The organism is Micromonospora sp. NPDC005203 (genome assembly GCF_042872705.1).
GTDB lineage: Bacteria > Actinomycetota > Actinomycetes > Mycobacteriales > Micromonosporaceae > Micromonospora.
Window position 1 is genome coordinate 54,767 of record NZ_JBIAKV010000001.1, and the last position, 23,311, is coordinate 78,077.

Genomic DNA, 23,311 nt, shown 5'->3' on the forward strand with positions numbered 1-23,311 from the left:
GTAGCCGCGGTCGTCGTAGCCGCCGCGCTGCTGCGGGGGCTCCTGGCCGTAGGTGCCGCCCTGGTCGTAGCCGCCGGCCGGTTGGCCGTAGCCGCCCTGCTCGTAGCCGCGGTCGTCGTAGCCGCCGCGCTGCTGCGGGGGCTCCTGGCCGTAGGTGCCGCCCTGGTCGTAGCCGCCGGCCGGTTGGCCGTAGCCGCCCTGGTCGTAGCCGCCGGCCTGCTGGCCGCCGTACCCCCCGGTCGGCTCGGCGGCCCGAGCGCCGCCGTACGGAGCCGGATCGGGCTGGCCGTACCCCGGCCCCTGCTCCGGCTGGTAGACGCCCGTGGCGTACGGGTCGGCCGGTGCCGGGTACTGGGTGCTCTCGCCGGTGTACCGGCCGGTCGGCTCGTCGTACCGCTCGCCGTAGGCCGCTCCGCCTGCGGGTGCGGGCGGGTAGGCAGCGGTCCCCCCGGCCTGGGCGGGGTAGTCGCGGCTGCCGTAGCCGCCGCCGGACGCGGGGGCGTTGCCGTAGCCGCCACCGGCGGCCGGCGCGGCGCCGTAACCAGCGCCGGAACCGGGTGCCGCACCGTAGCCGTCAGCCGCGCCATAGCCGCCCTCGGCACCTGCCGGGGTGCCGTAACCGCCGCCGGACGCGGGGGCGTTGCCGTAGCCGCCGGCCCCGTACCCGCCGGGCGCGGGCTCGTCGCCGTAGCCGGCGCCGCCCCAACCCTGCTGCCCCGCGCCGCCGTACGCCTGCGCCGGGGCGCCGTACGGGTCCGGTGGGACGTCGTCGACCACCGGGCGGTGCATCATCGTCGGTGCCTCGCTCAGCGCCGCACCGCCGACCATGGTCGGGTCCGCGCCGCCGACGGGCCGGCCGCCGGCCATCCGGGCCTGGTCGTCGGGGCCGCGGTAACCGCCCCGTGCCGGCGGCACCACAGCGCCGCCACCAGCCGCAGCCGGGGCGTCGTCGTCGTCGCCGTTCTCCTTGCGCTTCATCCAGAGCAGGACGATCGTTCCCACACCGGCGGCCACCAGCAGACCACCGAGCAAAATGATCAGGTACGAGTCCGCGCCGTTGCCGCCTTCCTCGGTCTTCGAGGCGTTCGCCGGCGGGCCCGCGCTGGCGCCGTCGGCGCCCTGGTCGTTCGCGCCCTCATCGGCTGGCTCCTCGGTGGGAGTGGCCTCGGCGGTGGTGGACGGCGTGGCGCTGGGCGTCACCTCGACCTTGATCGCGAGGCTGATCCGTTGCCCGGTGATGGCCTGCCCGGCAGCGGCGGTCAGCGTCTTGCGGGCCTGCACGTTGTCGAAGGTGGCACCCAGGTCGAGCCGACCCGGCGCGATCGGCTTCTCCGTGGTGCCGGTGAAGCGGAAGTTGCCGCTGCCGTCGCTCGTGGTGTCGAAGCGCTTGCCGGTGCTGTCCAGCAGCATGACCACCGCGTTCGGCACGGCCTTGCTGTCGGCCTGGACGACCACCTTGCCGGAGACCGACTGCACGGTCGGCGTCTGCGGCGGTGGCGGCGCGGCGGCCGCCTTGACGGTGACCCGGAGCGTGCGGGAACCACCGTCTCCCGACACCGTGATCTTCGCCGAGGCGCCGTTGGCCGCAGGCGCGTCGCCCGCTGCCGTCAGGGTCAGCGTCACTGGTTTCGGGTCGGCCGAGTCGAAGTTGATCGGCCCGCAGCCCCCGCAGGTGACGCCGTCGGGCAGGTCGGTGATGTCGATGTCCGCGGACTTCTCGTCCGGGTCCGGTCGGACGAGCACGTTGACGGTGCTGCTCTTGCCCGCGTCGATCGTGGCCGAGTTGTCAGCTGTGCTGATCTTGGCGGCCATTGCTGGTGTGGCGGGGACGGCGAGCAGAGCGCCGGCAACCAGCGCTCCGACCACACCGGCCCGCTGCTTCCAGGCACGTCGGTGTGTTGACACGTCCACCGCCTTCCGGGCTGACTTCCCTCTGACCGGCGGGGCGCCGGGCCGGGGATCATCACGGTTCGAATACGCCGTCGGCAACTATGCCTTGTCCAACTGGATTGGCGCGACCCAGGGCCAACGTCAGGTGGCTGGCCTTCGGGTCGTATCGTCCCTTCGTGTCCTCTCCGCACAGTAAGTCCGCTGCCGTTGCGGCCGCGTTGTCGGCGCTCGATGAGGGGCGTACACCCGAACGGCCGGTGTTCCGAGAGGCGGTCCGGTCGTTGTTGGCCATCCTCGCGGAGCGCGCCCCCGGCCGATCGGTGGAGGTGCGCGTACCACCATACGGTGCGATCCAGTGCGTACCCGGGCCTCGACACACCAGGGGAAACCCGTCAAACGTGGTCGAGATGGCCGCGGACACGTGGTTGGAGTTGGCCACCGGGCGGATCGGATGGGCGGAGGCGGTCACCGAGGGTCGCGTCCAGATGAGCGGTGTCCGGGCGGACCTCTCGGCCTATCTTCCCCTCTGATCGTCCGATGTCCTACTCACCGTGACGCTCGGCATGGGAAACGTGACTATCTGTGTTGATGGCGATTCGCGTACACTGTCAGGCGATGAGAGTGGTCCCGGCAGACGAGTGTGGATCCGCCCGTGATCCCGCCCAGCCGGTCCAGACCAGCATGAGGGAGCGGTAGGTGCCCCGAGGCGACGGCCGGCTGAGCCACGACCTTGACCCCCAACGACCTGGCCCCCAAGACGCCTGTGGTGTCTTCGGCGTCTGGGCGCCCGGCGAAGAGGTCGCCAACCTGACCTATTTCGGCCTCTACGCCCTGCAACACCGCGGCCAGGAGGCGGCGGGCATCGCGGTGAGCGATGGCTCCGGCGTGGTGGTCTACAAAGACCTCGGCCTGGTGGCCCAGGTCTTCGACGAGCCCACCCTGGCGAGCCTGCGCGGCCACCTGGCCATCGGGCACGCCCGATACTCCACGACCGGCGCGTCCAACTGGGAGAACGCCCAGCCGACGATCCGGTCCACCACCTCCGGCACGACCATCGCGCTGGCCCACAACGGCAACCTGGTCAACACCGCCGAGTTGGAGAAGGAGGTCGCCGAGCGCGGCCTCGTCGCGGACGGTTCGACGAACGACACCTCCCTGGTGACGATGCTGCTCGCCGGCCGACCGGATCTGTCGGTAGAGGCGGCCGCTCTGGAGGTGCTGCCGCAGCTGCGCGGCGCGTTCAGCTTCGTCTTCATGGACGAGTCGACCCTCTACGCGGCCCGCGATCCGCACGGCGTCCGCCCGCTGGTGCTCGGCCGCCTGGAGCGCGGGTGGGTGGTGGCCAGCGAGACGGCCGCCCTGGACATCGTCGGTGCGAGTGTGGTCCGTGAGGTTGAGCCGGGCGAGCTGATCGCGATCGACGAGAACGGGCTGCGCTCCACCCGGTTCGCCGCGCCCGAGCCGAAGGGCTGCCTCTTCGAGTACGTCTACATCGCCCGTCCGGACGCCACGATCGCCGGGCGCAACGTCCACGCGGCCCGGGTGCAGATCGGTCGACAGTTGGCCAAGGAGCACCCGGTCGAGGCCGACCTGGTGATCCCGGTGCCGGAGTCCGGCACCCCGGCCGCGATCGGCTACGCGGAGGCGTCCGGCATCACCTACGGTGCCGGCCTCATGAAGAACCCGTACGTGGGTCGCACGTTCATCCAGCCGTCGCAGACCCTGCGTCAGCTCGGCATCCGCCTCAAGCTCAACCCGCTGCGGGAGAACGTCCGGGGCAAGCGGTTGGTGGTCGTGGACGACTCGATCGTGCGGGGCAACACCCAGCGCGCCATCGTCCGGATGCTGCGTGAGGCAGGGGCGCTGGAGGTGCACGTCCGGATCTCCTCGCCGCCCGTCAGTTGGCCGTGCTTCTACGGCATCGACTTCGCCACCCGGGCGGAGCTGCTGGCCAACGGGTTGGACAACGACGGCATCCGGCGCTCCATCGGCGCCGACACGCTGGGTTACGTGTCCCTTCCCGGCCTGATCGCCGCAACCGAGCAGCCGAAGACCCGGCTGTGTCGGGCATGTTTCGATGGGGAGTACCCGATCGAGTTGCCGGCCGGCAACCTGATCGGCAAGCACGTGCTCGAAGGGGTGGGTCGACGGGTCACGAACTCGGCGCCGGAAGCCCCGCACACAAACGGCTCGTCCGTCGCCACTCCGGGTGGCGTTACCGCAAACCGCCCGTAGCACCAACCGGCGCGGCCCGGCCACCGTCGGCGCGGCACCGAGAACCAAAGGGGAGAACCGTGACGCACGTGTCCGAGCGCAACGGCGCAGGAAGCAGCCCGACCGGCGCCGGCGGCGACCGACAGCCCTGGACTGCCGGCACCAGCCGGCAGGCCCGCAAACGCTCGGTCTCGTACGCCGACGCCGGAGTTTCCATCGACGCGGGCGACCGCGCGGTCGAACTGCTCAAGTCGAAGGTGCGCCAGACCCGCCGCCCTGAGGTGATGGGTGACCTCGGTGGGTTCGCCGGCCTGTTCCGGCTGGACACGAAGAAGTACAAGAGCCCGATCCTGGCGTCCTCCACCGACGGGGTGGGCACCAAGCTGGTTATCGCCCAGCAGATGGACATCCACGACACCGTCGGCATCGACCTGGTCGCGATGGTCGTCGACGACCTGGTGGCCTGTGGTGCCGAGCCGCTGTTCCTGCTCGACTACATCGCCACCGGTGAGGTCGTGCCGGACAAGGTCGCCGAGATCGGCGCGGGCATCGCCGACGGTTGCCGCTACGCCGGCTGCGCGCTGCTGGGCGGGGAGACCGCCGAGCACCCCGGCGTGCTCCGCCCGGACGAGTACGACATCTCCGCGACCGGTGTCGGCGTGGTCGAGGAAGCCGACATCCTCAGCCCGGAGCGGGTCGAGGTGGGCGACGCGGTGATCGCCATGCGATCCTCCGGCCTGCACTCCAACGGCTACTCGCTGGTTCGGCACGTGCTGCTCGGTGCCGCCCGGATGCGACTCGACATCGTGATCGACGACTTCGGCCGGCAGCGGACTCTCGGCGAGGAGCTGCTCACCCCGACCAAGATCTACGCCAAGGACTGCCTCAAGCTGATCGCCGAGGCGGAGGTGCGGGCGCTGTCCCACATCACTGGCGGAGGCATCCCCGGCAACCTGGTCCGGGTGCTGCCGGAGCACGTCGACGCGGTGGTCAACCGCTCCACGTGGAAGCCGCAGCCGATCTTCGACCTGATCCAGTCGAAGGGTCGCATCGACGACCACGACATGGAGTCGACCTTCAACATGGGTGTCGGCATGTTCGCGATCGTGTCGGCGGAGGACGCTGACCGCGCGTTGGCCACGCTCACCGGCCGTGGGGTCGAGGCCTGGCAGGCCGGTGAGATCATCGAGGGCACCGGCAACGTGCAGATGGTCGGTCAGCACACCCGAGGTTGATCACGCGCTGGTGATCGTACGGGCACCTGATCAGGGCTTCACCCGAGTGGCCAATGCCGCCTAGCCTGAAGGGCTCAGGCTAGGCGGAGGAGGGCGATGGCTGCTCGGGGACAGTCGTTCAGCGGGATGCGCGGTCTGGCGGCCGTCCCGTCGTACGTCGTCATGCAGCCGACCACCCTCTGCAACCTCGACTGCACATACTGCTACCTGCCGTTTCGGGCCGCCGACCGGCGGATGCCGGTGACGGTGGCCGCGGCGGTCGCGGCGGCGGTCAACCCCTGGGCGGCGACGGGCCGGTTCTCGGTGGTCTGGCACGGCGGTGAGCCGCTGGCGGCCGGCCGGGAGCACCTGGCCGACCTGATGGCACCGTTCGGGCCCGATGTCGAACATCACGTGCAGACCAACGCCACCCTGATCGACGACGACTGGTGTGACTTCTTCACCAGGCACGAGATGCGGGTGAGCGTGAGCGTCGACGGTCCCCGGTCGCGCAACGGTGACCGGGTCAACCGGGGCGGCCAGCCGGCGTACGACCGGATCCTGCGGGGTGTCGAGGCGCTGCGTCGGCACGGCCTGCCGTTCTCCGCGCTGGCGGTGGTGTCCCGGCCGGAGCCGGGGCTCGCCACCGAGCTGTACGACTACTTCCTCGACCTGGGTTGCGACGTGTTGGGCGTCAACATCGAGGAGACCGAGGGGGTCAACACCCGCGACAACAGCCACGACCCGGCTGCGGTGACCGGCTTCTGGGCCGAGTTGGTCGCGGCCTGGCGTCGGGATCCCCGGATCCACCTGCGCGAGATCGAGTGGTCGCTGCGCTACGCCGCGGCCGTGCTCGACAACTCGGCGGACGGGGTGCTGCCCCGCCACCTGGACCCGATCCCGACGATCGGTCACGACGGCTCGGTGATCGTGCTGTCCCCGGAGTTAGCCGGCTTCAGCGACCCTCGCTACGGCGACTTCAGCAGCGGCAACGTGCTGCGAACCCCGCTGGCGGAGATCATCGCCGGTGCCGCGGCGACGCCGTGGGTCGGCGAGTTCCTGGCCGGGGTGGAGGCCTGCCGGGTGTCCTGTCCGTACTTCGGTTTCTGCGGGGGTGGCCATGCCGCCAACCGTTACTTCGAGCTGGGGCGTTTTGACGGTACGGAGACCGAGCACTGCCGCAACAGCAAGATCCGCCTATTGGAGGGAGTGTTGGAGCATGCCCGAGACCACCAGTCACCGGCGCCCTGAGCGCGAAGCGGACGACGGCGTCACCGAACGGGTGCGGGAGGCGGGTCCTGCGCTCGTCGCGCTGTTGCAGGAGGCCGAAGACGCGCGGAGGCTGCGCTCCGAGGTTTCGGGAAGCGACGGCGCCAGCGCGGTCTGCGCCTGGAACCACTTCGAGAACATCCCGACGTTCTACAACTGGAACAATCGCCCACGCTGAGGTGAGCCACGATCGGGGGCCTGTCGGGCGACCGGAGTCACTCCGGTCGGGTCAGGCCCCTGATCGTCGGCTACTACACCTGCACGGAACGTGCGTGAGCACGCGGACTTACCGCGTGCTCAGTTGCGTCGAGAGGTCAGCGGGTCGGACGGACCCAGGGATCCGGGTCGTCGTCCGCGTGATCCTCATCATCGTCGTCGACGGACTCTTTCGAGTTGTCGTCGAAGTGGTGCTCAGACTTACCAGCACCCGCCAGTTCGCGCTGCAAGGCGGTGAGGTCGGTGTTCGGGGAGTGGTACTTCAACTCCCGGGCCACCTTTGTCTGCTTGGCCTTAGCACGGCCGCGCCCCATGGCTCGACCCCCTCGCACAGAATGCGGGGCAGCCCGAAGGCGGGCCCCGATGACGTCAGGCATCTCTCGTGGCTCTTACGGTACATGGGGATGCCATCGTTCGGCACCTCGGGTTACCGTCAGCCGGCTCTGCGCGTCGCGTCGATCCGGCCGTCACCCAGTGTACCGGGTAAGGAGTGGATCGGTTAGCACCCGTGACACCGGACAAACCGCATGAAAGTTGACCCGACTTCAGCTTACCCAGGCGAGCCGGCCAGGGGGGCCCGGAGGCGGATCCCGTCGATCCGCCTCCGGAAACGCTCAGCGCAGGTGGATCCCGCGCAGCCGGCCGATGTCCGCCATCCGCCGCTCCGCCAGCCGGTCCGCGGCCACCGCCGGCGGCACGCCCTCGGCGTCAGCCAGGCGCAGGATCTCGCGCGTGGTGTCGTAGATCCGGGTCGCCCGCAGCTTCGCCCGCTCGAAGTTGAAGCCCTCGATCTCGTCGGCCACCTGGATGACGCCGCCCGCGTTGACGACGTAGTCCGGGGTGTAGAGGATGCCCCGGTCGGCGAGCAGCTTCTCGATGCCCGGGTGGGCGAGCTGGTTGTTCGCGGCGCCGGCCACCACCTTGGCGCGCAGCGCCGGCACGCTCTCGTCGTTCAGGGCGCCGCCCAGCGCACAGGGCGCGTACACGTCGATGTCCGCGGCGGCCAGCGCGCTGACGTCGTCCAGAAGGGTGACCTGCGGGTGGTTGGTACGCACCCATGCCAGCGCCTTCGGGTTGACGTCGGTGGCGACCACCTCGGCGCCGTCTTCGAGCAGGTGCCCGGTGAGGTACTTGCCGACCTTGCCCAACCCGGCCACCCCGACCCGGCGGCCCCGCAGGCTCGGGGTGCCCCAGACGTGCTCGGCGGCCGCCCGCATGCCCTGGAAGACACCCCAGGCGGTGAGGATCGACGAGTCGCCGGCACCACCGTGCTCCACGCTGCGCCCGGTCACGTAGCGGGTCTCCCGGGCCACGACGTCCATGTCCGCCACGTACGTGCCGACGTCACAGGCGGTGTAGTAGCGACCGCCCAGCGACTCCACGAAGCGTCCGTACGCGCGCAGCAGCGCCTCGCTCTTGATCTGCTCCGGGTCACCCCAGATGACGGCCTTGCCGCCGCCCAGGTCCAGCCCGGCGAGCGCGTTCTTGTACGCCATCCCGCGCGACAGGTCGAGCACGTCGGCGAGGGCGTCGTCCTCGCTGGCGTACGGGTAGAAGCGGGTGCCGCCGAGCGCCGGCCCCAGCGCGGTGGAGTAGATCCCGATGATCGCCTTCAGGCCGCTCTGCTTGTCCTGGCAGAACACGACCTGTTCGTGACCTGTCGGTACCGGGTCGTCGGTGCTCGCGAATACACCCATTGTTGGCTCCTGGAGTGGTGTGCGCCCTTGTGGGACGCGGACCTGGTGGACGCCGGCGGGGATGCTGCCGGTGTGATCGAGCCTAGTATCGGCCGCCCTGCGAGCGCTCGACGCGCCACCGCCGTCCCACGTTGCGGCGCGCGTGGTTCGGCCGCTGACCGCGTACGGGTGCGGTTCGTGGGAGGATCGCGCCGTGCCGTCGCTCTTCGCTTCTTACCTGCGCGTGTACGAACCGCTGACCGCCTTCGACCGAGACCGGCAGAGCTACTGGCGTCGCTACGTCTCCGAGGGGCGGGCGGTGGCTCCGGTCGAGGGTCCCGGCCGGCAGCGGACGGCGGTGATCGAGGCGCTGGGCGCTGGCTGGACCCGACTGCCGGACCTGCCGGAAGAGGCGTACGTCCTGGAGACGGACGACAGCCTGCTGGTCTGCCCCTGGAACCTGCGGATCCGGGTCGCTGAGGCGGCGCTCAGCGCCCGGGACGGGGTGCCCTCGGTGCTCGCCGACGCCTTCGTGCCGCCGGTGCTGGCCGGGCAGGCCAGGGCGGTGATCGACGACTGGCGCAGTGGTGCCCGGGTGCTGGAGCACGGGGTGCCCCGGGTGCACGAGCAGATCGCCACGTGGGGCGTGCCGCTGCGCTGGTTCGTGCTCTTCGAGCCGGCCGAGCGGGACCTGGTCACCCAGCCCGGTCGCCGGGCGCTGCGCTACCGCACGGAGATCTCCAAGGCCCGCCGTCGGTCGTCCCGGGCGCTGTCCGTCCTGCGCAAGTCGGTGGGCGAGGCGCCGATCACCGAGGCGGTGGAGGAGGCGGCTCGATGGCTGGAGGAGTTCCATCCTCGGTCGGTGGTCGAACTGGACTACGGCGGCCTGGTCGACCTGCTTCCCGACGAGACTCTCGCGGCGGACGACTCGCCCGAACTGGTCGCCGAGGGCCTGGCGGGGCTGTCGCGGGGTGAGGCGGAGGAGGCGTCCGCCGCGTACGACAAACTGGTCGCCCGGTGGCGTGCGGTGCAGCTGCTGGAGCGGTGTAACTAGGGCATATGCTCGTAGGAGCGCTCCCAAGGTGAAGTTCGCTCGTAGTCGACGCATCACGAACCGTGATCATGAGTCCCAATAAGGTAGCTTCTGCCGTGTAAAAGTCGCAAAAATCGGGCATGGTTCATCCGTCCGTCTAGGGACCTTCATCCGTTCGGCCCATGTCGGACATCGGGGACTAGCCGGACCATGGGAGACGCGTCGGCCGGCGGGACCCCGGCCGATGTCTATACATGTGGAGGAGTGACCGATGGCATCGCGAACGCACGAACCAGAGCCGCTACTCACGCCGGCCGAGGTGGCGTCGATGTTCCGTGTCGACCCGAAGACGGTGACCCGGTGGGCCAAGGCGGGCAAGCTCAGCGCCATCCGCACTCTGGGTGGCCACCGTCGATACCGTGAGTCGGAAGTCAGGGCGTTGCTGCAGGGTCAGATCCCGCAGCAGCGGCAGGGCGACTGAGCGGCTCCAGTTTTTCCGGTCAGGGGCGGTGGATCTCGATCCGCCGCCCCTTTCCATGGCCGGGGTGACAGCCGACCGACCTCAGCGTCGGGCCGCGGTCGGCGTCACCCCCGGCGCGAGTCCTCGGTCAGCGTCAGCCGGATGCCGACCGTGCCGCCCTCGCCGCGGCGCAAGCGGCTGCCCAGCAGGCTCAGCCGGCCGATCAGCCGGTACTTGTGCTTGAGCAGATCACGAACCCGACCGGTGTCACCACCGCCGTAGATCGTGGCGTGAGCTGACACCTCCGCCCCGTGCGGCCGCCCCCGCACGTCGCACGGTGCCACGGTCACCTGGCCGTTGTTGCGGATCCGTTTGACCTTGCCCGAGTCGGCCCCGGTCCAGACCGCCAGCGCCTCACCGTCGCGGACCGCCCAGACCGGGGTCGGCACCGCCCGACCATCCTTGCGGAAGGTCGTGAGCAGCAGATATTTCTCGGCGGACAGCCGGTCCAGCGTGGTCACGCCGCCAGGATACGGCCGCCACCGGCCGCCGAGTGGACAGATAGCGTGAACGCCGTGACGGGCGAGCCTCAAATCGGTGACGTGATCGGCGAACTGCTGCGGGACACGCTTGCCGTGGCCACCGGGGTGGGACCGCGACCGCTTGTCGGCGGCCGACTACCCCGGCCGGTCATCGAGATCATCGAGCGGGACGACGGTCTCATCAACGGCGCCCCGGCCGCCCACTACCTGGACGGGCCGCAGGATTGGCAGCCGTACGACCACCGGGCCGTGGACCGGGTACGCGGCCAGACGCTCGACATCGGCACCGGCGCCGGCCGGATCGCGCTACTGCTCCAGGAGCGCGGCGTACCGGTCACCGGGCTGGACACCTCCGCGGGTGCGCTGGCGGTCAGCCGGCGTCGTGGCGTCCGACGGCTGGTGCACGGCACCGTCGACACCCACGTCGCCGACGGACGGCGGTACGACACGTTCCTGCTGCTCGGCAACAACCTCGGGCTGTTCGAGGGGCGGGAGCGCGCTCCCGAGTTCCTGGCCGCGCTCGCCGCGCTGGCCCGACCGGGTGCGCAGATCATCGCGCACGGCACCGACCCGTACGGCACCCGCGACCCGTTGCACACCAGCTATCACGAGCGCAACCGCCGGCGCGGCCGGCTCAGCGGTCAACTCCGGCTCCGGCTGCGCTACCGCGAGCTGAGCACCGAATGGTTCGACTACCTGGTGTGCTCGGCCGACGAGTTCGCCGCGCTGGTGCACGGCACCGGCTGGCGGCTGACCGACGTGGATGATCGGGACGCCCCCTACTACCTGGCCACCCTGCGCCTCGCCGAGTGAGCGACGGCCCCTGCGCCAGCGAGCGCAGGGGCCGTCGTGCCGCTCAGACCTGGACGGTCGGGGGGAGCTGCTCGGGCGGGAGGCCGCCGTCGCCGTCGACCACCTCGTCCGGTTGGCCGTCCTCGTCGATGTCGACCATGGTGATGTCCACCTTGCCGTCACCGTCGGTGTCGAACTGGAACAGGTCGGCCTTGCCGTCGCCGTCGGTGTCCACCACCCACACGTCGGTCTTGCCGTCGTTGTTGGTGTCCGCGCGCAGCAGTTCGACCCGCTCGTCGCCCCGGGTCTCCACGATCGCGGAGTCGGTGACGCTCTCCGGTGCCTGGCTCATGTCGACTGGTCCTTCCCTCGATTGACGGGCCGTCATTACCCGATCCCGCGCTCCCCCAAGCATGGGCCGGATCGTCGAGCTGTCTAGGGTCGCAACATGAGCGAGCGGAGCAGGCGAAACATCCAGCTCGGTGTGGCGGGGACCCCGCGCGCCGGCCGGCGGGACAGGGAGGCGTGATGAGCGGACGTTTCGTGGTCGTCGGTGCCGGCACGATGGGGCTCGGCATCGCGTACGTGGCGGCCGGCACCGGGCACACGGTCGAACTGGTCGAGGTGGACCCGGAGCGGGGCAGGGCCGCGCAGAACCGGCTCGCCGAGCTGTGGGAACGGGCCGTGCAACGCGGAAAGCTGAGCGCCGACGAGGCCGCCACGCACCGGCAGCGGGTCACGCTGCGGCCGGCGCTCGCCGAGGTCGCCCCGGCCCCCGAGGTGATCGTGGAGGCGGTGCCGGAGCGGCTGGACCTGAAGCGCGCGGTCCTGCGCGACGCCGCGGCGCTGCGCCCGGCACTGCTGGCCAGCAACACCTCCAGCATCGCCATCGGTGACCTGGCCGCCGGGTTGGACGCGCCCGAGCGCTTCCTCGGCCTGCACTTCTTCAACCCGGTCTGGGCCATGGCCCTCCTGGAGATCGTGGTCGGCCCGGCCACCGCCGAGGAGACCACCGCCGCAGCCGTCGCGCTCGCCGCCCGGTTGGGCAAGGACCCCGTCGTCGTACGCGACCTGCCCGGCTTCGCCACCTCCCGACTCGGAGTCACCCTCGGGCTGGAGGCGATCCGGATGGTCGCCGACGGGGTTGCCAGCCCCGCCGACATCGACAAGGCGATGGTGCTCGGCTACCGGCACCCGGTCGGTCCGTTGGAGCTCACCGACCTGGTCGGCCTCGACGTGCGGCTGGACATCGCCCGTACCCTCCAGGCCGCGTACGGGGACCGCTTCGCGCCGCCACCACTGCTCGTGGAGATGGTGGACGAGGGGCGGCTGGGCAAGAAGTCGGGGCACGGCTTCTACGAGTGGAACGCCGGGGTCAAGCAGTGAGCGCGAGGAGTGAGCTTGCGAGCCCCGCAGTCGCGAACGGAAGGCGGGCGCAGTGAGCGCGAGGAGTGAGCTTGCGAGCCCCGCAGTCGCGAACGGAAGGCGGGCGCAGTGAGCGGGCTACGGATCGAGGAGCGGCCGGACCGGCTGGTGGTGACCCTGGATCGGCCGGAGAAGCGCAACGCCATCGACGCTGACCTGATCGCCGAGCTGCACCAGGTCTGCGCCGAGCTGGAGGCGCGCCCTCGGCTGCTGCTGCTCACCGGTGGCACCGCCGGCATCTTCGCCGGTGGCGCCGACATCGCCCAGCTCCGGGAGCGGGGTCGCACGGACGCCCTGGCCGCGATCAATTCCGCCGCCTTCGCGCGGATCCGGGCGTTGCCGATGCCCACGGTGGCCGCCGTCGACGGCCCGGCGCTGGGCGGTGGCGCCGAACTGGCGTACTCCTGCGATCTGCGGGTGTGCACGGCGCGGGCGGTCTTCGGTCAGCCGGAGGTGCGGTTGGGGATCCTGGCCGGCGCGGGCGCGACTCACCGCCTGCCGGCGTTGATCGGTGAGGGCCGGGCCAAGGAGCTGCTCTTCACCGGCCGGCGGGTGGACGCCGCGGAGGCGCTGCGCATCGGCCTGGTGAACCAGGTGGTGCACGAGCCCGGCGAGCTGCTCACGGTGGCGCACGCGGTGCTGGACGAGATCGCCCTGGGCTCCCCGCTGGCGCTGCGGCTGACCAAGCTGGCGGTGGACGCGCCGGCCGCCGCGCACCCACATCTCGACCTGGTCAGTCAGGCGGTGCTCTTCGAGGACGAGGAGAAGCACCGGCGGATGACCGAGTTCCTGGAGCGCCGTCGGCCGCGGTGATTCCCGTAGACGAAACGGCCGCACCGACGCTCGCATCGGTGCGGCCGTTTCTCGCCTGTGGTGGTGCTACTGCCGGATCTGCACTCCGCTGTCGGCCAGCGACCGGATCACCGAGGCCGACTCACCGAAGCCGATGATCAGTACGGCGTCCGCGCCGAAGTCCTTGATCTCCTTGGCGCCGCCGGAGAAGTCCACCGGGGGAGCCTTGGCGTCGGCGGGCGGCTCGTAGGTGAGCAGCTTGAGGCGGTCGCTGGTGATGCCGGCCTTGTCCAGCTCGTCACGCACGGTGCCCTGCAGGCCCTCACCGTAGGAGTCCTTGCGGGCGACGATGACGATCTTCTGCGATCCGTCGCGGAGGATGACGTCGGCCAGCGCCCGACCCTGGAGGCTGTCCGGCGGCGCGGTGCGGAAGTAGAGGCCCCCGTCGTCCACGTCGGTCAGGCTGCTGTCGGTGTTGGAGGGGGAGAAGAGGATCTTCCCGGCCTGCACCACGTCCGGCAGCACCGCCCGGGAGATGCCCGAACCGCCCGCGCCGATGATCACGCTGACGCCCTCGGTCACGTGCTTGGCCACCATCGCCTTGGCCACCGCCGGGTTGGTGCCGTCGTCGCCGTCCACCCACGTCACCGGCTTGCCCAGTGCGCCACCTGCGGCGTTGATCTCGCGGATCGCCAGCGCGGCGCCGGCCGCCATCGGCGGATAGGCGATGGACAGGTCACCGGTCTTCGGCAGCAGGCCGCCCAGGATCAGCGGCTGTTGGTCGGGGTCCACGGTCGGCCGCTGCTTCTTCGGCTTCGGTGGCGTCTTGGTGCTCGCCGCCGATTCGATACCCGCGCCGACGAACTCGGTCTTGCCGTCGTTGATCTGCTGCCCGTCGAAGGTCAGCGTCGCGTAGCTCGCGGTGGCCGGCTCACCCTTGTCGGTGAAGCCCGCCCGCGTCAGCGAGACACCGCGGTACTCGACGTCCTGCCCGTTACGGGCCATGGCGAGGCACGTCGCCGGGTCCTCGCAGCGCTGCCCGTCGTTGGTCACGGCGACGATCTGCTTCGCGATGGCCGCCGGGTCGGTGCTTCCGGCCAGCTGAGCGGCGAGTACGGCGACGACCACCGCGTCGTACGTCTCGGCGGAGTACACGTAGTCCGTCAGCGCCGGATTGACGGTCTTCAGCCGACTCTTGAAGTCCTCAGGCAGCGGTACGAGTGGCGTGGTGCCCTTCATTCCGTCGACCAGACTCGCTCGTTCCTTCAACTCCGCTGGGTAGGAGTTGAGCATGTTGCCGTCCGTGCCGTAGAGGCGCACCTGTTGGGCGCTTGACTCCTTGGCCTTGTCATCCCCGCAAGCGCTTGTGGCGAGCAGGATCGTCGCGCAGGCAGCCAGTGAGGCTACCCGCGAGCGGCGTGATACGAACATGGTCGTCCTTCCTCCGGCGAAGGTCCGCTGCGCACATTAGCGTGCCGAGGCCATTGGCGGGACCGTGGAGGTGGCGTAAAGCGCAGGTAGCTCGCGTTGAACACGGACAGTGACGGTTGTCGGGATTACTTGACCGCCAGTCCTACTGTGCGCTGCGTGACGGACCTACCACAGCAGACGTTCGACGACGCGACCGCCGTGCTCCGCTCGGCGCTGACCGGAGATGGGGACGCGGTGGTGGGAGCATTCGACGCGGTCGTCGACCGGGCCGGCCTGAGCGGCGCGTACGGGGTGGCCTGGTGCCTTGCCGCGACGATGGTCGGCGACGCGCCAGCCGCCAGCGGGGCGGCGCTCGACTTCCCGGGAATCGATCAGGCTGACTACGACACCCGCTGGGTGGCCCGCTTCGTCAGCGCGTACGCCAATCGGGACGAACCGACCGGAGAGGCGCTGTTCGGTGCGGCGGCGGCCGACGGGCTGCTCCCGGACTGCCTGCTCACCCTGGCCGGCTCGACGATCGCCACCCTGCGCAGCCGCGCCGAGTGACCGCCGTGCGGTCGCGACGTCCGGCGGAACGGACGCCGCGCCCGCACGGTCGCTCAGAACGCGTGGTAGGCGATCAGCGGCTCGTACTCGTACCGCAGGTTCTCGAAGCGGACCTGGAAGTTGACCCCGTCCCGGACGTTCGTCGCCACCGTGGTCCAGTCTGAGTTGGCCGGGAGGTAGGTCCAGTAGTTGCAGCCGCTGGTCTTGTCGACGAAGATCACGCACGCCTCGGTGGCGTACACGCTCGCGTTGCGGACGTTGATGTCGCGACAGCGGGTCGTGGTGCGGAACTGGCCGGCCTGGCCGCCGTAGCGGCCGGTCTGGAAGAAGGACCGGACCGCCCCGCCGTAACAGGTGGCGAGCGGGGCGAAGGCGTTCGGCCCGGCGCTGACAGGTGCGACCGATCCGGTCGGTTCGGCCTGTGCGGGCGCGCCGGCGAAGAGCAGCGCGGTGGCCGTGGCGACGGCGAACAGTCGAGCGGTTGGGGATGGCATGCGTTCCTCCGGAAGCAGTTGACTGACCGTCCGTATTGGACTGATCATCGATCGTGACGATGATAACGATCGATTGATCGCGGCGCGGCCCCGGTGGCATCCGACCCGTGTGATAGCTCTTAGTCATGTCCGAGGCCATGCTGAGCAAGGTGCGTAAGCTGCTCGCCCAGGCCGAGGACCCGGCCTGCACGCCCGCCGAGGCGGAGGCGTTCACCGCCAAGGCGACCGAGCTGATCGCCCGCTACGGCGTGGACCGGGCGCTGCTCGCCGCCCGTGACCCGACCACCGACCCGGTCGGCGACCGGGTCCTGGACATCGTCGCCCCCTACGCCCGCGACAAGGTCGGCCTGCTCGCCGCGGTCGCCGAACCACTGCGCTGCCGCTGCGTACGACGCCGGCAGGGCAACGGCTTCGCGCTGCACCTGTTCGGCTTCGCCAGTGATCTGGAACGGGTGGACCTGCTCTTCACCTCACTGCTCGTGCAGGCGGCGCACGGCCTGGCCGCCACCGCGGTGCCGGCCGACGATCATCCCGCCGCCTTCCGCCGGTCCTGGCTGGCCGGTTTCGCGGAGGTGGTCGGAGGCCGGCTCTGGGCGGCGGAAACGGCGGCGGCCAGCGAGTCGGGGGTCCCGTCGGTGGCGCTGGTGCTGGCCGACCGCTCCGACCGGGTGCAGCGGCGGCTCGCCGAGCAGTACCCGCGGCTGCGCACCGCACCGCCACGCAGGTTGGGCGGCACCGGCTTCGGGTCGGGGGCGGAGGCCGGCCGCCACGCGGACCTGGGTGGTCGGGACCTCGGCGGCGCCAGGACGCCGGCCCGGCAACTTGGCCACTGAAGGCCGTGTGCAGGCTCGGCCCCCGATGGCCGCGGGGGTGGTGGGCTGGTGGCGCTGACGGTCAGGCGGGGGTGGTGGGCTGGTGGCGTGACACCGTCGCGACGTAGCGGGTGAGCAACTCGTGCCAGCCGGCGGTGAGTGCCTCGCGATATCCCTCGGCAGCCTCGCCGTGCCGGTCGAAGTGTCGGTGCTCCAGCTCGACCCGGGTGCGCTCCGGCCCCTCGCTGTGGAACAGCACCTCGACCTCGCTCGCGCGGGCCGGGTCCGGCACCGGCGCCCGGTCGGGGCCGATCTGCCAGACGAAGACCAACCGGCGCGGCGGGTCCCAGGTGAGCACCCGACCCCAGTCGGAGCGGAAGCCGTAAGGGCCGATCTCGTAGAGCATGCCGCCAGCCCGCGGCTCCATGCCCAGCTCGGCCAGCGCGTCCGGGCCGGACCAGGTGTATTCGGTGACCCACCAGTCGGTCAGCTCGTCGGTGAAAACCGCGAACGCGCGCTCGGCGTAACCCGGGACGTGGAGGCTGCACCGTAAGGAGAACCGGTCGACGTCCTGCCGGATGTCGGCCGGATCAGTCATTTCCTGTCCCATAGGCCCGGACCATACCGGCTGATGCCCGCGTGTGCAGCTTCGTGCGGTGCCCGGTTCCGGACATGCAGTCTGTCGATGTCCCACGGACGGGATGCCCGGCCGAAAAGCGGGTAACCGCGCCGAACGACCCGGACGACCGGGCCGGTCTGCAGGCGGGCGGGAGAGCATGGGCGAGAGCGCGCAGCAGCGGGAGCCGGACCGGGTGGACCCGGACGTCCTGCTCGACATTCCGAAGGTCTCCGTCGACTCGATCCGGGTGGCGGTCGACGGCCTGGACGCCGACCTGTCGCTGCGAGCCCGGGTGGCCAACCTGATCCAGGTCGACGCCGGCGTACGGGTGCGCCTGAACACCGGTGAACTGGACATCAACGGGGTGCACGCCGAGGCGCAGTTGCGGGTGCGGTTGGAGCAGTTGACCACGATTCTCGGACGAGCACTCGACACCCTCGATCACAACCCGCAGATCATCGAGGCGCTCGCTCGGACGGCTGGCACCACCCTCGACGGCGTGGACCGCGGCGCACAGCAGGCGGCGCACGGGGCCGGGGCGGTCGAGACGTCGGTGCGCCGCTCCGACGGCGTACTCGGCGGGCCGGGCCAGCAGGGGGGCACTGCCGGCACCGTCGTCGGCCCGGTCCGGGAGGGCGCCGGTCGGGTGGACGCCGATCAGTCGGGCGGCGACCGAGTGCGCGGCGACCGGCCGGGAGCGGATCGGCCGGGCATCGATCGGTCGGGCATCGATCGGCCGGGCATCGATCGGCCGGGCATCGATCGGCCGGGCATCGATCGGCCGGGAGCGGGTCGGCCGGGCTCGGGACCACCTGAGGGGAATTCTGAGCCGCGCGCTGGTGGTCCGGGACCCCGCGCTGGGGGACCCGGGTCCCCAACCGGTGGCCCTCGGCCGGGGGATCACATGCGACCAGAGTCCGGCGGAATGCCGGGCCACTATCCGATTGGCCGGCGACACGGGGAGCGGCACCACCCGGAAGGGCAGCGGCCGGCAGGTTCGGATGACGGGGAGCGACCGTCCGGAGCGGGTCGGGGCACCGAGTCGGAGTCGTCGACCGGGCAGGCCCGCAACCGATTCGGTCAGTCGCCCGCCGCCGGCCCGAGCCCGTCCGGAGCCGGTGACGGTGGTGGTGGTCCTCTGGGCGGGGCGCAGGCCGCGGCGCAGAGCGCTGCGCAGCTCGCCGAGCAGGCGGGGGAGACGCTGCGACAGGCCGGGCGCAGCGTGTGGGAGGCGATCCAGACCGGTGTGGCGCAGCACCGCCAGCAGGGCCGAGACGGCTGACGGTGGTGCGCTCCGCCCCCGCCACCGCGCCATGATCGACTCGATTTTGACAATCTCGCGGTTTTCCGCGGACTCGGATGCCCCGATTTCCGGGAAGTCGAGTGGATCACATCCGGCGGTCCGCCGAGAGAAGGTGCCGGAACAGCAAGATCCCCACCTGCGTTGCCGCTGGTGGGGATCTCTGTAGCCCGGCGAAAGGCTATGTGGCCAGGGGCGGGGTCGAACCGCCGACCTTCCGATTTTCAGTCGGACGCTCGTACCAACTGAGCTACCTGGCCGTGTCGCTCGGACCATGTTACCCAACAACCGGACGAACCGGCGGGAGGGAGACATGCTCCGATACGCAGAACGCCGCGCGAGGCGCGGCGTCAGCGCTGCGGTCCTGACGGGACTTGAACCCGCGACCTCCGCCTTGACAGGGCGGCGAGCACTCCAACTGCTCCACAGGACCTAGCTTGTGTTGCTCCGGCTTGCGCCGGTCGTGCCCCCAACGGGATTCGAACCCGTGCTACCGCCTTGAAAGGGCGGCGTCCTGGGCCGCTAGACGATGAGGGCGGCCCCGCCATCATTGCACATTTGCAACTTCAAGCGGACTTGCTCCCATCCGGCCCCGCCGGAGGCTTGGAAAGCATACGTGATGCCTGGTCGGTGAACAAAATCGGTATCGGCAGGGGCTCGGATCGGGCCATAACAGCAGGTCAAAGGTGGTCTAGCGGAGTCGGGCGATGCCGAAGCGCTGCTTCAGGTCCGCGATCAGGTGGGGGCAGGCGGCGAGCGTCGCAGCCCGATTACCGCCCCCGTCGTGCAGCAGCACGATGGCGCCGGGGCGGGCAGCGGCGTGGACCCGCTTGCCGATCGTGGCGGCGTTCGGCTTGTCCCAGTCCTGGGGGTCGACCGACCAGTGCAGGGGGCGCATGCCGAGATCCTTGGCCACCCCGAGCACCTCCGCCGTCCACCTGCCGCCCGGCTGCCGGTAGAAGGGCACCTTCACCCCGGGAACCGCCGCACGGATGGCGTTGTTCGTGCGTTCCAGGTCGGCTTTCATCTCGGCGACCGGTCGCCGAGCCAGGTCGAGGTCGTGCCGCCAACTGTGGTTGCAGAGTTGGTGTCCCTCGCGGACGATCCGACGGACCAACTCCGGGTGACGCTGCACCTCACGACCGACGACGCAGAAGGTGGCCGGCACGCCGGAGGCCTTCAGTCGGTCGAGCACCTTGGGTGTCCAGGCCGGGCTGGGCCCGTCGTCGAAGGTCAGGACCACCGGGCGCGCGCCGGTGTTGCGCCGCAGGCCGGCGGGGAGATTGGCCGGCAACGGTCGCAACGGGGGCTTGGGCGGCTTGGCGACGGTCGGGTGCGGCGACGCCGTGGGCGTGGGCGATGTCACCGGCCGCGGTGCGCCGGCGGCTGCGATGGTGCGGTTCGGCTGGGCGCAACCGGCCAAGACCAGCGCCATGGCGAGGACGGACGCCAGAACGGCGCGGGCTTGCATCTGCTCGCTCCCGGAGGGGTCGGGGTGGGCGGACCCCCGACGGTAGTTCACGCCGCGATATGGGCGACAGTGCGGTCAGTCACGCCTCGACTGGTCCAGCGAGTCACGGACCGCGACGGCGAGCGAGACGGCCTCGGCCAGGTCGATGGGCCGCACCACCCCCGCCGGCACCGTGTCGGCTCGCCAACCAGGCCCGGCGGCGAGCACCAGCAACGGGCGGCGCGGTGCCGCCAGCAGCGCGCTGAGCTGACCCGGGTCGGCGGTGGCCCGGGTGTGCGACCAGAGCACCACAGCGGCCGGCCCGGTTCGGTTGACCGCCTCCAGGAGGGCGGCGACCGGCACCCGGGCGCCCAGCGTCCGATAGCTGACCCCGGCCTCGGCGAGAGCGGCGGCCAACGCCTCCAGCGGCAGGGTGTGCTGCTCCTCGTCCGCGCAGGAGAGCAGGATGCGGGCCGGTCCGGTGGGAACCTTGGCCCGACTGGCCGCCGCGAACGCCTCCGAGATGCAGCGGGACACCAGGTGTTCCACCTCGATGAGGCCGGCGTTGGCGGCGTGGCGTTCGCCGATGCCGGCGAGGACCGGGCGCAGCAGGCCCTCCCAGGTGGCGACGACACCGTCAGCCGCCAGGGCGTGCGCGATCGCCTCGCTGATCGCCGCCGCGTCCAGCCGCATGGCGGCGCGGGCCAACCCACGGGCCGCCGGGCCGGCGCGGCCCACCGGGATGGTTCCGCCGCCGTCCCGGCCCGCTCGATGGATCCGGCTTGGGGCGACGGTGTCGGTGGGCACCGGTTCCGGTGCCTGGCGAGCCCAGCGGGCCGCCTCGGCGGGGCTCACCCCCTCGGCGGTGAGCCGTCGCATGATCTCGAGGCGGGCCAGGTCGGTGGGCGTGTACCGGCGGTGGTGGCCGGGGATGTGCTCGCTGGGCCCGAGCCCGTAGCGCTGATGCCAGGTGCGCAGGGTGGTCACCGCCACCCCCAGCCGGCGTGCGACCGCGCCCGCGCTCAGCGCCTCATCGACCACCCGACCGCTCCGCCGCGTCATCCGCCGACGACCCGGGCGGGGTTACGACCGGAGCGGGTGCGCCCGAGGGGCGTAGTAGCCGGCTCACCACCCCGCCCAGCCAGGGCGCGTACGGCCGGGGGTCGCGGTCCAGGTCGGCTTCGAGGGCGGCGGGGTCGGCCCACCGCAACTCGGCAACCTCGTCCGGGTCCGGCAGTAGGGGGGCCGCCGGCAGGAAATCGCCCCGCAGCACGTGGTCGTACTCGAATTCGACCCGACCGGTGGCGGGGTCCTCGGCGTAGTAGACATAGACGCCGACCTCGGTCAACTCGACCGGGCCCGCGCCCAACTCCTCGCGCAAGCGCCGGTTGGCCGCCTCGGCGAGGGACTCGCCCGGCTGCGGGTGGCCGCAGCACGAGTTGGCCCAGCGCAGCGGGAAACGGGTCTTGACGGCGGCTCGCCGTTGGAGCAGCACCTGACCGTCCGGGTCCACCAACAGCACCGAGAAGGCCCGGTGTAGTTGCCCCGGGGGCTGGTGTGCGGCCGCGACGGTCAACTCGCCGTGGGCCTTGCCGGACTCGTCGACGAGCTCGACCAGGTGTTCCTCTCGACTCTTCATCGAATCTCCCCACTGATTCGGCCGGCGGCGAGCTTGCCGGAGATCAGCACCATCGGTACGCCCACCCCGGGCTGGGTGCCGGAGCCGACGAAGACCACGTTCGGCAGGTCGCGGTGCAGGTTCGACGGGCGGAACGGGCCGGTCTGGAAGAGGGTGTGCGCGGCGGCGAACGGGGTGCCCGCGGCCATCCCCTGCTCCTCCCACTCGGCGGGGGTGATGGCCCGCAGCACCTCGACGCCGGCCCCGAAACCGACGTAACCGCGCTCCTCCAGGGTGCCGATCAGTTGGTCGCTGTAGCGCTGGGTCAGGTCGCCGCGCCAGTCAAACGGGGCCCGGTGCAGGTTGGGCACCGGGGCGAGCACGTAGTAGGTGTGCCGGTCCGGTGGGGCCACCGACGGGTCGGTTCGACTCGGGTTGGTCACCAACAGCGACGGGTCGGTCATCAGCTCGCCCCGCCGGATGACCTCATCGAAGGTGCCCTTCCACGCGCGTCCAAAATGGATGTTGTGATGTGCGATCTTCGCATAGCCCTGCCGGGAACCGATGTGCAGAACCACGCAGGACGGCGAGTAGGTGAGCCGGCGCCGTGGCGCGGCGGGGAGCAGGTCCCGGTAGGCGACCGGTAGGTCGGGGTTGAGCACCACCACGTCCGCCCGCACCAGTTCGCCGTCGGCGGTGAGCACACCCGTGGCACGGCCGTTCGCGGTCTCCACCCGGGTCACGGTGGTGTCGTACCGGATCTGCACGCCGTGCTTCTCGGCGGCGCCCGCCATGGCCTTGGAGACCGCGTGGATGCCGCCGCGTGGGAAATAGACCCCGGCCACCGAGTCGAGGTACGCGATGACCGCGTAGATGGCGAGCGCGTCGTGCGGTGCGAGGCCGGCGTACATCGCCTGGAAGGAGAAGATCCGCTGGGTACGCGGGTCCCGGAAGAACTGGTTGATCTTCGTCTGGAGTCGTCGGAAGGCCCCGCCGCCGAGCAGCTTGAGCAGGTTGCCGGTGATCAGGTCGGTCGGCGCGTCCAGGTTGCGCTCGATGAAGTCGGTCCGCTCCAGCCGCCACAGCTCGCGGGCGTATTCGACGAAGCGCAGATAACCGTCGGCCTCACGCGGCCCGCAGACCCGGGAGATCTCGGCGGCCATCCGGGTGGTGTCGGTGAGCACGTCCAGGGTCGAGCCATCCGGGTAGTACGCCCGGTAGGCAGGGTCGAGCGGGGTCAGGTCGAGCCAGTCGTGCAACTCCTCGCCGACCGCGCCGAGCGCCTCGGCGATCAGGTCGGGCATGGTGAGCACGGTCGGGCCGGTGTCGAACTCGTAGCCGTCCACGCCGAGGCGTCCGGCCCGCCCGCCAGGCACCGGCTCACGCTCCAGCACGGTCACCTGTCGACCGCTGCCGGCCAGGTGCAGCGCGCAGGCGAGCCCGCCCAGCCCGGCACCGACGACCACCACCCGGTCCGTCCGTCCTGTCACCGTCCGCACGTGACCACCTCCTTGCTCA

25 protein-coding genes and 3 tRNA genes are annotated in these 23,311 nt (G+C 71.0%); 13 read left to right on the top strand and 15 right to left on the bottom strand.

What is annotated here, in order from left to right:
* A partial coding sequence (locus tag ACFYPM_RS00280) for a carboxypeptidase-like regulatory domain-containing protein (RefSeq protein ID WP_387189607.1) occupies nt 1-1,905 on the bottom strand: 1,905 nt, incomplete at its 3' end.
* 161 nt (nt 1,906-2,066) lie between these two features.
* On the opposite strand from ACFYPM_RS00280, the gene ACFYPM_RS00285 reads away from it, so the two are divergent.
* The 5 genes from ACFYPM_RS00285 (at nt 2,067) to amcA (ending at nt 6,765) form a co-directional block, all read left to right on the top strand.
* Nucleotides 2,067-2,420: a sterol carrier family protein gene (locus ACFYPM_RS00285; protein ID WP_357243539.1), complete on the top strand. Its 354-nt coding sequence runs from the start codon at nt 2,067-2,069 to the stop codon at nt 2,418-2,420.
* A 166-nt stretch (nt 2,421-2,586) separates the two neighbouring features.
* The gene (gene purF, locus ACFYPM_RS00290) at nt 2,587-4,125 is read left to right on the top strand and encodes an amidophosphoribosyltransferase (protein ID WP_357243542.1); all 1,539 of its coding nucleotides are present in this window, start codon (nt 2,587-2,589) and stop codon (nt 4,123-4,125) included.
* Nucleotides 4,126-4,184: 59 nt separating this feature from the next.
* On the top strand, nt 4,185-5,339 hold the full coding sequence (gene purM / locus ACFYPM_RS00295; RefSeq protein WP_357243545.1) for a phosphoribosylformylglycinamidine cyclo-ligase: 1,155 nt from the start codon (nt 4,185-4,187) through the stop codon (nt 5,337-5,339).
* A gap of 126 nt (nt 5,340-5,465) precedes the next feature.
* The gene (gene amcB / locus ACFYPM_RS00300) at nt 5,466-6,569 is read left to right on the top strand and encodes a cyclophane-forming radical SAM peptide maturase AmcB (protein ID WP_387191387.1); all 1,104 of its coding nucleotides are present in this window, start codon (nt 5,466-5,468) and stop codon (nt 6,567-6,569) included.
* Nucleotides 6,538-6,765, top strand: coding sequence for a multiple cyclophane-containing RiPP AmcA (gene amcA / locus ACFYPM_RS00305; RefSeq protein WP_357243548.1), 228 nt, complete (start codon nt 6,538-6,540; stop codon nt 6,763-6,765). The genes amcB and amcA overlap by 32 nt, the downstream gene beginning before the upstream one ends.
* Nucleotides 6,766-6,901: 136 nt before the next feature.
* Here the strand turns inward: amcA and ACFYPM_RS00310 are convergent, their stop codons facing one another.
* Nucleotides 6,902-7,117 (bottom strand): DUF3073 domain-containing protein, encoded by a 216-nt coding sequence (locus tag ACFYPM_RS00310; protein WP_357243551.1) that lies wholly within the window; start codon nt 7,115-7,117, stop codon nt 6,902-6,904.
* 300 nt (nt 7,118-7,417) lie between these two features.
* On the bottom strand, nt 7,418-8,500 hold the full coding sequence (locus ACFYPM_RS00315) for a Glu/Leu/Phe/Val dehydrogenase (protein WP_387189610.1): 1,083 nt from the start codon (nt 8,498-8,500) through the stop codon (nt 7,418-7,420).
* 193 nt (nt 8,501-8,693) lie between these two features.
* Here ACFYPM_RS00315 and ACFYPM_RS00320 point away from each other — a divergent pair, with 193 nt between their 5' ends.
* Together ACFYPM_RS00320 and ACFYPM_RS00325 are read left to right on the top strand one after the other, a co-directional pair.
* Nucleotides 8,694-9,533, top strand: a complete 840-nt coding sequence (locus tag ACFYPM_RS00320) for a hypothetical protein (RefSeq protein ID WP_387189613.1) — start codon at nt 8,694-8,696, stop codon at nt 9,531-9,533.
* Between the two features lie 250 nt (nt 9,534-9,783).
* Complete coding sequence (locus ACFYPM_RS00325) at nt 9,784-9,993, top strand: BldC family transcriptional regulator (RefSeq protein ID WP_007073996.1); 210 nt, start codon at nt 9,784-9,786, stop codon at nt 9,991-9,993.
* Nucleotides 9,994-10,097: 104 nt separating this feature from the next.
* Here the strand turns inward: ACFYPM_RS00325 and ACFYPM_RS00330 are convergent, their stop codons facing one another.
* A complete protein-coding gene (locus tag ACFYPM_RS00330; RefSeq protein WP_387189615.1) occupies nt 10,098-10,493 on the bottom strand; it encodes a PPOX class F420-dependent oxidoreductase in 396 nt (131 codons plus the stop codon).
* A 54-nt stretch (nt 10,494-10,547) separates the two neighbouring features.
* Between ACFYPM_RS00330 and ACFYPM_RS00335 the strand changes: the two genes are divergently transcribed.
* Nucleotides 10,548-11,327, top strand: coding sequence for a class I SAM-dependent methyltransferase (locus ACFYPM_RS00335; RefSeq protein ID WP_387189617.1), 780 nt, complete (start codon nt 10,548-10,550; stop codon nt 11,325-11,327).
* Between the two features lie 43 nt (nt 11,328-11,370).
* On the opposite strand, the gene ACFYPM_RS00340 is transcribed toward ACFYPM_RS00335, so the two are convergent.
* Nucleotides 11,371-11,658: a hypothetical protein gene (locus tag ACFYPM_RS00340; protein ID WP_357243566.1), complete on the bottom strand. Its 288-nt coding sequence runs from the start codon at nt 11,656-11,658 to the stop codon at nt 11,371-11,373.
* Between the two features lie 176 nt (nt 11,659-11,834).
* On the opposite strand from ACFYPM_RS00340, the gene ACFYPM_RS00345 reads away from it, so the two are divergent.
* The gene (locus ACFYPM_RS00345) at nt 11,835-12,692 is read left to right on the top strand and encodes a 3-hydroxyacyl-CoA dehydrogenase family protein (protein ID WP_387189619.1); all 858 of its coding nucleotides are present in this window, start codon (nt 11,835-11,837) and stop codon (nt 12,690-12,692) included.
* 108 nt (nt 12,693-12,800) lie between these two features.
* Nucleotides 12,801-13,544, top strand: a complete 744-nt coding sequence (locus ACFYPM_RS00350) for an enoyl-CoA hydratase/isomerase family protein (RefSeq protein WP_387189621.1) — start codon at nt 12,801-12,803, stop codon at nt 13,542-13,544.
* A 66-nt stretch (nt 13,545-13,610) separates the two neighbouring features.
* Here the strand turns inward: ACFYPM_RS00350 and ACFYPM_RS00355 are convergent, their stop codons facing one another.
* The gene (locus ACFYPM_RS00355) at nt 13,611-14,954 is read right to left on the bottom strand and encodes an ABC transporter substrate-binding protein (RefSeq protein WP_387189623.1); all 1,344 of its coding nucleotides are present in this window, start codon (nt 14,952-14,954) and stop codon (nt 13,611-13,613) included.
* A gap of 156 nt (nt 14,955-15,110) precedes the next feature.
* On the opposite strand from ACFYPM_RS00355, the gene ACFYPM_RS00360 reads away from it, so the two are divergent.
* Nucleotides 15,111-15,500: a hypothetical protein gene (locus tag ACFYPM_RS00360; protein ID WP_387189626.1), complete on the top strand. Its 390-nt coding sequence runs from the start codon at nt 15,111-15,113 to the stop codon at nt 15,498-15,500.
* A 53-nt stretch (nt 15,501-15,553) separates the two neighbouring features.
* Here ACFYPM_RS00360 and ACFYPM_RS00365 read toward each other — a convergent pair whose 3' ends face one another.
* Complete coding sequence (locus tag ACFYPM_RS00365) at nt 15,554-15,994, bottom strand: hypothetical protein (protein WP_387189628.1); 441 nt, start codon at nt 15,992-15,994, stop codon at nt 15,554-15,556.
* A gap of 125 nt (nt 15,995-16,119) precedes the next feature.
* On the opposite strand from ACFYPM_RS00365, the gene ACFYPM_RS00370 reads away from it, so the two are divergent.
* Complete coding sequence (locus ACFYPM_RS00370) at nt 16,120-16,827, top strand: DUF2786 domain-containing protein (RefSeq protein WP_387189630.1); 708 nt, start codon at nt 16,120-16,122, stop codon at nt 16,825-16,827.
* Nucleotides 16,828-16,888: 61 nt separating this feature from the next.
* Here the strand turns inward: ACFYPM_RS00370 and ACFYPM_RS00375 are convergent, their stop codons facing one another.
* Entirely contained in the window at nt 16,889-17,416 is a 528-nt protein-coding gene (locus tag ACFYPM_RS00375) for an SRPBCC family protein (protein WP_387189632.1), read from the bottom strand.
* Nucleotides 17,417-17,582: 166 nt separating this feature from the next.
* On the opposite strand from ACFYPM_RS00375, the gene ACFYPM_RS00380 reads away from it, so the two are divergent.
* A complete protein-coding gene (locus ACFYPM_RS00380; RefSeq protein ID WP_387189634.1) occupies nt 17,583-18,707 on the top strand; it encodes a hypothetical protein in 1,125 nt (374 codons plus the stop codon).
* 204 nt (nt 18,708-18,911) lie between these two features.
* Here ACFYPM_RS00380 and ACFYPM_RS00385 read toward each other — a convergent pair.
* The 7 genes from ACFYPM_RS00385 to crtI form a co-directional block, all read right to left on the bottom strand.
* Nucleotides 18,912-18,985 (bottom strand) — tRNA-Phe (locus ACFYPM_RS00385).
* Nucleotides 18,986-19,084: 99 nt separating this feature from the next.
* Nucleotides 19,085-19,158, bottom strand: a tRNA-Asp gene (locus ACFYPM_RS00390).
* A 31-nt stretch (nt 19,159-19,189) separates the two neighbouring features.
* Nucleotides 19,190-19,262, bottom strand: a tRNA-Glu gene (locus ACFYPM_RS00395).
* A 154-nt stretch (nt 19,263-19,416) separates the two neighbouring features.
* Nucleotides 19,417-20,196 (bottom strand): polysaccharide deacetylase family protein, encoded by a 780-nt coding sequence (locus ACFYPM_RS00400; protein ID WP_387189636.1) that lies wholly within the window; start codon nt 20,194-20,196, stop codon nt 19,417-19,419.
* 75 nt (nt 20,197-20,271) lie between these two features.
* Entirely contained in the window at nt 20,272-21,216 is a 945-nt protein-coding gene (locus ACFYPM_RS00405; RefSeq protein ID WP_387191389.1) for a MerR family transcriptional regulator, read from the bottom strand.
* Nucleotides 21,206-21,814, bottom strand: a complete 609-nt coding sequence (gene idi / locus ACFYPM_RS00410) for an isopentenyl-diphosphate Delta-isomerase (RefSeq protein ID WP_387189638.1) — start codon at nt 21,812-21,814, stop codon at nt 21,206-21,208. The genes ACFYPM_RS00405 and idi overlap by 11 nt, the downstream gene beginning before the upstream one ends.
* The gene (crtI, locus tag ACFYPM_RS00415) at nt 21,811-23,292 is read right to left on the bottom strand and encodes a phytoene desaturase family protein (protein ID WP_387189639.1); all 1,482 of its coding nucleotides are present in this window, start codon (nt 23,290-23,292) and stop codon (nt 21,811-21,813) included. Before crtI ends, idi begins: the two co-directional genes overlap by 4 nt.
* Nucleotides 23,293-23,311: the final 19 nt, after the last annotated feature.